The 10,218-nt window shown below is 43.5% G+C and carries 6 protein-coding genes and 1 pseudogene; all 7 read left to right on the top strand.

Annotated features, from left to right (window positions below):
• Window positions 1–189 (top strand): annotated as a pseudogene (locus JMW90_RS13790) (IS5/IS1182 family transposase); the annotation flags it as partial.
• A gap of 165 nt (window positions 190–354) precedes the next feature.
• Window positions 355–2,184, top strand: coding sequence for a TonB-dependent receptor plug domain-containing protein (locus tag JMW90_RS11820; RefSeq protein WP_227691954.1), 1,830 nt, complete (start codon window positions 355–357; stop codon window positions 2,182–2,184).
• 368 nt (window positions 2,185–2,552) lie between these two features.
• Window positions 2,553–3,977 (top strand): adenosylhomocysteinase, encoded by a 1,425-nt coding sequence (gene ahcY / locus JMW90_RS11815; protein ID WP_201564428.1) that lies wholly within the window; start codon window positions 2,553–2,555, stop codon window positions 3,975–3,977.
• Window positions 3,978–3,990: 13 nt separating this feature from the next.
• Window positions 3,991–4,842, top strand: coding sequence for a methylenetetrahydrofolate reductase (locus JMW90_RS11810; RefSeq protein ID WP_201564427.1), 852 nt, complete (start codon window positions 3,991–3,993; stop codon window positions 4,840–4,842).
• A 387-nt stretch (window positions 4,843–5,229) separates the two neighbouring features.
• On the top strand, window positions 5,230–6,114 hold the full coding sequence (locus JMW90_RS11805; protein WP_201564426.1) for a 16S rRNA (uracil(1498)-N(3))-methyltransferase: 885 nt from the start codon (window positions 5,230–5,232) through the stop codon (window positions 6,112–6,114).
• Window positions 6,115–6,143: 29 nt separating this feature from the next.
• Window positions 6,144–7,868 (top strand): putative bifunctional diguanylate cyclase/phosphodiesterase, encoded by a 1,725-nt coding sequence (locus JMW90_RS11800; RefSeq protein WP_227691953.1) that lies wholly within the window; start codon window positions 6,144–6,146, stop codon window positions 7,866–7,868.
• A 347-nt stretch (window positions 7,869–8,215) separates the two neighbouring features.
• Window positions 8,216–10,009, top strand: coding sequence for an acyl-CoA dehydrogenase C-terminal domain-containing protein (locus JMW90_RS11795; RefSeq protein ID WP_201564424.1), 1,794 nt, complete (start codon window positions 8,216–8,218; stop codon window positions 10,007–10,009).
• Window positions 10,010–10,218: the final 209 nt, after the last annotated feature.

Genomic DNA, 10,218 nt, shown 5'->3' with positions numbered 1-10,218 from the left:
GGTCAGTTATTAGAGATATGCAAACAGGCGAATCATTATCTGGCAAAGTTCCGTATTATGGTTGAACACAAAATAGGCTTGATCAAATTATTCAAGATCGTGGCTCATAAATATCGCAACCGTCGTCAGCGCTATGATCTTAGAATGAAGCTGTTTGCTGGTATCGTTAATTTCGAGCTTAATCTATGACTTTTGCAAGAGGTCTATTTATTACTTTTTGTAATTTCTAGCTACTCAGATTTCGCTTCTGTAACTTCTGCTTTTTTTACTTTGGAACTACCTATGGTTTTATCACGTTCATCTTCGACCACTTATCTTCGATTGTGTATTTTAAGCGCACTTAGCGCATTTGCTATGAGTGCTAACGCCGCAGCTGATGTCAGTGTCATCAGTGATAGCGAACTACCACAAGTTGAGCTTGATAAAATTGTGGTGACCGCCACTCGTACGCCAACTAAAACCAGCAACGTGATTGCTCAGACTCGCGTCATTGATAAAGAAGAGCTACAACGTTATCAAGGTCAGACTGCTCTTGAAGTGATTCAACGTCAACCGGGTATTAGTTATTACGGTAATGGCGGCATGGGTACCGTGTCCAATATTTATATGCGCGGCTATGATGGCAAACAGATTTTAGTACTTATTGATGGTGTTCGTTATAGCTCAATCAGTACGGGTACAGCCGCATTAAATCTACTCCCTACAGATCAGATTGATCGTATCGAGATTTTATATGGTGCATCAGGCTCTAGTATCTATGGCGCAGACGCTATGGGCGGCGTCATTCAAATTTTTACTAAAGGTAGTAATGTTAAAAAGAGCAACTTCTCTGTTACCGCAGGTGTTGGTTCAAACAATCAGTATCTATATGGTGCCAGCGCACAGTTAGCTACTGACAAAGGCACAGCACTAAGTCTGTCAGCCAGTCATAATGAGACCGATGGTATCAATGCTACGGTACCGTCAAACAGTTTTAGTTATAACAAAGATGATGATGGCTTTGAGAGCGATAACTTTAGTATCGCTTTGACTCAACGTATCAATGAGCAGTTGCTGGCTGGTGCTAGCGCTCTGTATAGCAAATCAACCACCGAATTTGATAATGGTGCAGCTCCTAATGTTTACTCTGACCAAGAGATTGGCTCAGCACAAGCATTCGTAGACTGGCGCTATCTGCCCGGCTCATCCGTAAAGCTTCAGTATGGTCATTCAATAGATAAAATAGACACCGAAACTTACCAAAGTTTTTATGATACTAAGCAAGATCAAATCAGCTTAGTGGTTCAGCAGCAACTGGCATTAGGTAAAGGTATTTATGGTGTGGAATATCTCAATCAAAGCATTGATACCAGCGACTTTGATGTTGATGATCGTGATGTGACCAGTGCATTTTTGGGTTATGTATTGGCTAATGATAAGTTCGATGCACAAGCCAACCTACGCTATGATGACAACTCACAGTATGGTGATGAGACCACTTATAATTTAGGTGGCGCGCTACACATCAACCCCAATCTACGCATCGGTGCCAGTTACGCTAAAGGGTTCCGAGCACCTAGTTTCAATGATTTGTATTCACCTTTCGGTGGTAATGCTGATTTAAAAGCTGAAACTAGTGATAATTATGAAGTTTTCATAAAATATGACACACCACTCCAGTCTACGCGTTTAACTGGCTATCGCAACAATGTCGAAGACTTAATTACCTATGTCACTAAACCTGTACCTGGTAATCCTTTTGCCGGTGGTAGCGAAAACGTCAACGAAGCCAAAATAGAAGGGGTATCACTGACTTCAGACTGGGAATTAAATAGCTATCTGTTCGGTGGTAGCTACGACTATCAACAAGCTAAAGATAGCAGTGGTGGTGCTAACGACGATAACTTCCTTGCTATTCGCCCTGAGCATAAAGGCTTAGTATACGCAGGCTATCGTTTACCAAGCTTAGATATTCGTGCTGAATATCAATATGTAGGTGATTATTACAGCAACCCTGCTAACACTGACTCACAACTCGTTGACAGCTATGGTCTATTTAATATTAGCGGAAATTATAAGCTGAATTCTAATCTAAGTCTGACCGCTCGCTTAAACAATATTACCAACGAGAAGTACACCACACTACCGGGTTATAATACTGACGGTACTAACTTTTTCACCTCACTCACTTATAACTGGTTCTAAACTTATTTAGCATCACTTAAAAATTGTATTATCAATAATAAAGGCTATCCATCGATGGCCTTTTTTTATGCCTGTATATCAGCTCTCAGGCATATACAATAATTTTATATGCCATAACCGTCACCTATTTACCTCAGCCAATAGGTGACAAGTTAAGCGCCATACATTACAATAACGACCTCCGAGAGGTGTTGCGCCATATGAATTAATAGTTACGTTTGAGATTTATGCACAAGCTATGCTAATCAGTCATCATGTTAGGCTCGGTAACTGTTAAATAATTGTTTCATTCATTATTGACAGCGCAAATAACGACACCTGCGTTTTTATTCTTTTTATCATAAATTAACCACTGATAGGAGCATATTATGGACGCAGTGTCTAATACCCCATCTGCCCATACGATCGATCCCGCTTTCACTGACTATAAAGTCGCTGACATTAGCTTAGCTGATTACGGCCGCCGTGAAATCACCCTTGCTGAAGCCGAAATGCCTGCCCTAATGGGCTTGCGTCGTCGCTACGAAGCAGACCAGCCACTTAAAGGCGCCAAAATCGTCGGCTGTATTCACATGACCATCCAGACTGCCGTCCTTATCGAGACTCTAGTCGCGTTAGGTGCTGAAGTACGCTGGACCTCATGTAATATCTTCTCAACCCAAGACCATGCTGCTGCGGCAATTGCTGCTGCTGGTATCTCTGTTTATGCTTGGAAAGGCGAAACCGAAGAAGAGTATGAGTGGTGCTTACGTCAGCAAATCCACGTTGGCGGTGAAGAATCAGGTAAACTTTGGGATGCTAACTTAATCTTGGATGACGGCGGCGATTTGACTGCTTTGATTCACAATGATTATGCTGAGCTACTTGATAATATCCATGGTATTTCAGAAGAAACCACCACTGGTGTACATCGCTTAGTTGAAATGCTAAATAAAGGCACACTTAAAGTACCAGCGATCAACGTTAACGACGCCGTTACTAAGTCTAAAAATGACAACAAATACGGCTGCCGTCATAGCTTAAATGACGCTATCAAACGTGCTACTGATATGTTCCTTGCTGGTCGTCGCGCCTTAGTGATCGGTTATGGCGATGTCGGTAAAGGTTCAGCGCAAAGCTTACGTCAAGAAGGTATGATTGTACGGGTCTCAGAAGTTGATCCTATCTGCGCGATGCAGGCTTGTATGGACGGCTATGAAGTACTGTCACCGTACATCAATGGCGACAATACTGGCGGCGCGGAAGGCATCGACACTCGCCTGTTAGAAGACACAGACATGATTGTCACCACCACTGGCAACTATCATGTTTGTGATAAACACATGTTAGCCGCACTAAAACCAGGTGCTGTCGTTTGTAACATCGGTCACTTTGATACTGAAATTGACACTCAGTTTATGCGTGACAACTGGCGCTGGGAAGAAGTGAAACCACAAGTCCATCAAATCTTCCGCTCAGACGACGTGAACGATTATTTGATTTTGCTTGCTGAAGGTCGTTTGGTGAACTTAGGTAACGCCACTGGTCATCCATCACGCGTCATGGACGGCTCATTTGCCAACCAAGTATTGGCGCAGATGTATCTGTTCGAAGAAAAATTCGCCGACTTGCCAGCTGATACGCGTACTGAAAACTTATATGTCAAAGTACTGCCAAAGAAACTAGACGAAGAAGTTGCCGCTGCGATGGTTGCAGGCTTTAACGGTACGCTAACCAAGCTGACTGAAAAACAAGCTGAGTATTTGGGTGTGCCTGTCGAAGGTCCATTTAAGCCCGACGCTTATAAATATTAAAGGGAGTCAGACTGTGACTAAGCCTGCTTTCTCCTTTGAGTTTTTCCCTGCCAAAACTGAGCAAGGACACGAAAAGCTCCTCAGCACTTATGATGAGCTGAACAAGCTATCGCCTGCGTATTTTTCGGTAACTTACGGTGCGGGCGGTTCAACCCGTAGCCGCACCTTAGATATCGTCCAAGCCTTATGCGCTCGCGGTGACACTGATATTGCGCCGCATATGTCTTGTATTGGCGATGATAAAAGTGAAATTGCTGAATTGCTTGATCTTTATAAGAGCTTAGGTATCAGCCGTCTTGTTGCGCTTCGTGGTGACTTGCCATCAGGTCAGGTCGACATAGGTGAGCTGCCATTTGCGTTAGACTTAGTAAAGTTTATCCGTGAGCATTCAGGTGATCACTTCCGTATCGAAGTAGCCGCCTACCCTGAAATGCATCCGCAAGCTCGTAGCTTTGAGCTTGATGTCGACAACTTGGTCAATAAATATAAAGCAGGCGCCAATGCTTCGATTACGCAGTTTTTCTACAACGCTGATAGCTATCTGTATCTGCGTGAGCGCCTAGAAAAACGCGGTATTGATACGGTTGCACAGCCTTTGGTTGCTGGCATCATGCCCATTACCAACTCTAGCAACCTGATGCGTTTTGCTGACAGCTGTGGCGCTGATATCCCGCGTTATGTGCGTAAACAGTTGGCTGATTTTGGTGATGATAGCAAGGCGATTCGCGAGTTTGGCTTTGAGGTGGTCTACCGCTTATGCGAGCGCCTAATCAGCGAGGGCGTGCCCGCCATGCATTTTTATAGCATGAATAAGGTTGAGCCCAACAAACGCTTGATTGAAGCACTGGGCTTAGTCCATCAATAACCGCTTAGCAAATGATTCAATAACTGGCGTTCTTCCTAGGAGCGCCAGTTTTTTTATAGCCAAAATTTTTATGCAATTATCAAGGATTAACGTGGAAAACCCCTAACAATTGATATGAGTATATGAATCCCAGAGTACAATCATTGACATATATAGTTAAAATATCTCAAAAACGCTACCGTGCTGCTGGTATAAATTTTTTTCAGCCTCTGTCAGCTAGCTACAGCAAGCAAGAAAAATTGATACCAGCAGTACTTGATGTATCGATATTACTGTTCCCTGACTATAGTAGTAACAGTAGTACGGATAACGATCCTTTACCCATGTCAACAATATTCTGCTAATATGTTTCAAAATAGTATGATCACATTATAGGACTCAGCCACTGTGCGACGTTTTTTTTATGCTGTTAATGATGATAGCAACCAATCAGAGACCGCTCACCCTCAGCTAAGCAGCTTGTCTATCGGTGATAGTGTCGAATTAACAGAGAGTATTGTTCATCATTGGTGCCGTGTATTACGAGCAAATATTGGTGACCAAGGTGTTTTGTTTGATGGCTTTGGGGGTGAGTATCAAGTACAGCTACTCGCCATCAGCAAAAAACACGCCACTGTTACCCTGCTTGCTCATATAAATGAGGATCGTAGTACAGCGATATTTACCAAAATCGGGCTGGTGATGAGTCGCGCAGAGCGAATGGATTATGCCATTCAAAAGTCTACTGAGCTTGGGGTCACTGCCATTCAGTTGCTAAGCAGTCATCATGGCGAGGTCAATCTAAAACCTGCCCAAGTGGAGAAAAAGCTCGCCCATTGGCAACAAATCGCCATTGCCGCTTGTGAGCAATGTGGACTCAATCGCCCGCCCCTTATCTTTGCTCCTATCGCTATTAACGATTGGCTCAAGCCCCTACCGATGACCACACCTGTAAAGGTGGAATCGGCTGTCAGCTCTATGGTCACTACCCTTAGTCAGGATACTTATTATCATGTATTACAGCAAACAGCCGATTTGCGTCTGCAGCTGAGCGTACCAGAGGCGGGACAACCTGCTATGCCTGATTCGCTATTGACAATATTACAGCAGCCAGCGCCTTATATCGAATTGTTGATTGGTCCTGAAGGTGGATTAAGTGATGAGGAATGCAAGCAGGCACAAAGTGTCGGTTTTGAGCCTTGGCAAATTGGCGTAAGGGTGTTACGAACAGAAACTGCACCAGTGGTTGCCTTAGCAACATTGCAGGCGCTATTGCCACGTGTTCACCCTTAGTATAGTTAATCCATTTTATGAGTTCAGTTATGACTGCTTTCACACCGATGCCACTGGCGGACAAACAGCAATTATTGATCAAACTCTGTGAACAATATGAAGATGCTATCTTTATCCTAGATGCAAATTTGTATTATTTATCGGTCAATGCGACTTATGAGCGCATGATCGGTTACACGGAAGATTTTTTGCTTGGGCGTCCGCTTGGCATATACGCCGCTGAATTGTTATCAGAAGATGAACAATTGGTATTAAAAAATCTGATTAGCAGTTTGGACAGCACAGGGTTCTGTGAAATTGATTTTTCCATAGCAAACCGTTACGGGCACAATGTTGATTGCCATATCACTTACCGCAGAATCTACCTAGATGATACGCCGTACTATGTCGGCACGATTCGAGATACCTCGATCGTTGTAAAAAATAAAAAGAAAATGGTGCATTTGCTCAATCATGATGAGGTGACTGGACTGCCAAACCGTAAGGTATTTTTGAGTCAGACCAGTGAGCTGTTGTTAGAGAGCTATCAAGAAGTGGTGATTGTCCGTGTCAATATCGATCGTTATCGCAACCTTGCTACATTGTTAGGACCTGAATACATCAACACTTTGGTTGAGGATTTTGTATTGCGGATTAAGGCACTGGCACTTGATCATTTGCGCTGTTTTTCACATTTTGGCGGTGATGACTTTGCTTTATTGTTTGAGTGTAGTGACGCCAATATGGTGCGCCATCAGCTAGACAGTTTAATGCAAATGTGTGAGCGTCCTTTTTTTGTCAATGATAATGGCGCCACAAATACCGAAGTATATTGCCATGTCTCTGTTGGGGTCAGCTACTATCCCGAAAATGATAATGAGTTTATCGGCTTATTGACCAAAGCTGAAAAAGCATTAAACTACGTCAAGCAGCACGGTGGCGATGATGTGTATTGGTATAACAAATCCATTATTGAGCTCAATGCTGATCATCTACAGTTAGAATACGAGCTTAGAAGAGCCACCATCGAAGGTCAGTTCGTCACCTACTATCAACCCAAATTTGCTCTACAAACGGGCGATATCTCAGGTTTTGAAGCATTGGTACGCTGGCAGCATCCCACTCGCGGATTGTTGCAACCTATTGATTTTATTGATGCCATCATCTCTCATAAATTATCACTTGAGTTGTTCTCTCAGGTGGCAACCCAAATCGCTGAGCAGCTAAAGATTTGGCAAGGTTTGGGCTTTGACCAACATATCTGTATCAATGCCGATGCCACTGAATTCAGCAATCCAGAGTTTTTCAATTTGGTCAGTAATTTACTGGCACAGCATCAGATTGCAGCGCATCACTTACATATTGAGGTGACAGAATCATCTTTGATGAAGCGCCACTCTAATGTCAAAAAACAGCTTGAGTTATTAAAAGCGCTAGGAGTTTGTCTGGCTTTAGACGACTTTGGTACCGGCTACGCTTCCTTGAGTTATCTGCAAGAATATCCCTTTGACTTCATTAAAATCGATAAAAGCTTTATCTCCAAGATTACCGCGGATAAAACCCAACGTGCCATTGTCAACGCTATTTTGACGTTGGCAGAGGCACTGGATATGCAGGTCATCGCAGAGGGTATCGAAAATGAACATCAGCGCGATTTGCTCTTGGCTATGGGTTGTCAGTACGGTCAAGGCTATTGGTTTGGCAAACCTATGTCTGCTGAGGTTGCAACCGATATGTTAATGCAACAACATTTGTCGAAAAATAACCGTGATTAGAGTGGCAGTATAAAACATCCTGATCACGCTCCCCCGCCATATCTACCAATACTCTTAGCGCGTAGGCTATATTGCACATAGGATGCAAGATAGGTTGATGACTTATCAGTATTGTCACCAAACTTGTATATTTACCAGTGAACGCCTATCTTTTACCAAGAATTTACAGATACGGTCTTAATTCTTTTCTCTTCTCAATGTTATTTCATATGATCGGTATCGTTGTTTGTTAACTATTCATTAATAACGCAGACACATTCCATGCCAGCGAGATACTAGCAACTCAGACTTAAAAAACACAGTCGTCCCATCGCTGTCGGTCATACACTAAAAAAGGACAGGAAGTTATGCAATACAAAGCACCCTTACGTGATATCCAATTCGTGATGCATGAGTTACTTGACAGCGAAAGCCACTATAAAACCTTGCCTGCGTTCCAAGAAGCAGATCGCGAGTTGATGGACAGTCTGTTTGAGATGGCAGCAAGCTTTGCTGAAAATGAGCTGTCACCATTGAATCAAAGCGGTGATGCTGAAGGCTGCCAGTTTAATAATGGTCAAGTCACCACGCCAAAAGGCTTTAAAGAAGCTTATAAAGCGTATTGTGAGCTTGGATTCCCAGCTTTGTCCGCTGAAGAAGCATTCGGTGGTCAAAACATGCCGTTCTCATTATCGACGGTCATCAATGAGATGGTTGGTACCGCGAACTGGTCATTTTCTATGTACCCTGGCCTATCGCATGGTGCTATCCAAACCATCGAGCATCATGGTACGGATGAGCAAAAGCAAACTTATCTAGAAAAAATGGTCAGCGGCGAATGGTCAGGTACCATGTGTCTAACTGAAGCGCATGCTGGCTCTGATTTGGGTATTATCCGTACCAAAGCGGAACCAAATAATGATGGCAGTTATAGCATTACCGGTCAAAAAATCTTTATCTCAGCAGGTGAGCATGATCTAACCGACAATATTATTCATATTGTCTTGGCTCGTCTACCAGGCGCGCCTGCTGGCACCAAAGGCATCTCTTTGTTCATCGTGCCTAAAATCATGGTCAATGAAGACAACAGCCTAGGCCAAAACAACAAGGTCGTTTGTGGTTCTATCGAACACAAAATGGGTATCAAAGCCTCAGCCACTTGTGTGATGAACTTTGATGGTGCAATCGGTTACTTAATTGGTCCTGAAAACCGTGGTCTACAGTGTATGTTTACCTTTATGAACGTGGCCCGTATCGGTACGGCGGTTCAAGGCTTAACCGCGGCTGAATATGCGTTCCAAGGCTCATTAATGTATGCCAAAGACCGTCTAGCGATGCGTTCATTGTCAGGTGCCAAAGCGCCAGAAAAAGCAGCTGATCCAATCATTGTGCATCCAGCCGTTCGTAATATGCTGTTGACTGAAAAAGCCTTTGCAGAAGGTGGTCGCGCCTTAGTTTATTACCTCTCACATTTTGCCGATACCGTGGCAAAAGGCGAAGGCGATGCGCTGAAGTTTGCTGACCAAATGCTGTCACTGCTGACACCGATTGCCAAAGCGTTCTTGACTGAAACGGGTCTAGAAGCGGCCAACCATGGCGTACAAGTTTATGGTGGTCATGGCTTTATCAGCGAATGGGGCATGGAGCAAAACGTCCGTGATACACGTATTGCGTGTCTTTACGAAGGTACCACTGAAATCCAAGCGCTTGATCTACTAGGTCGTAAAGTCTTAGGCTCACAAGGCAAACTGCTTGCCAACTTTGTGCAAATCATTCAAGCATTCTGTGACGATAACCAAGACAAGGATGAGATGGGTCAATTTATTCGTCCCCTTGCCAAACATCTAAAAGAATGGGGCGATTTGACTGCACGTATCAGTATGCAAGCCACTGAAAACCCAGATGCAGTGGGCGGCGCGGCGGTTGATTATATGTATTTTAGCGGCTATGTGACGTTGGCGTACCTATGGGCACGTATGGCATTAGTCGCGCAAACCGAAATCGCTAATGGTAGCAGCGAGCAGGCATTCTATGACGCCAAAGTAAAAACAGCACAATTTTACTTTGCCAAATTATTGCCACGTACCACCACTCACGTACAACGTATCGCTACTGGCGTTGAGCCGTATATGAGCATGGATGTTAATCAATTTGCCTTTTAATAAAAGTTTTAACTGATCATTGTTTCATCAAAATCTCTTAATAATCGGCAATATACCAAGGTGTGTTGCCGATTTGCTTATTACCACTATATTTAAGGGTAATTATTTTGCCTCATAAATGTTTTTGGTGTACGCACAATTCACGAAGAAATACACAAGCCAAGCCGCTAATTTGCTAAACTTTAGCTATCGACCGTTAAGGTTAACTC

The organism is Psychrobacter glacincola, from assembly GCF_904846215.1.
GTDB lineage: Bacteria > Pseudomonadota > Gammaproteobacteria > Pseudomonadales > Moraxellaceae > Psychrobacter > Psychrobacter glacincola.
This window is presented reverse-complemented; position numbering and strand designations above follow the sequence as displayed.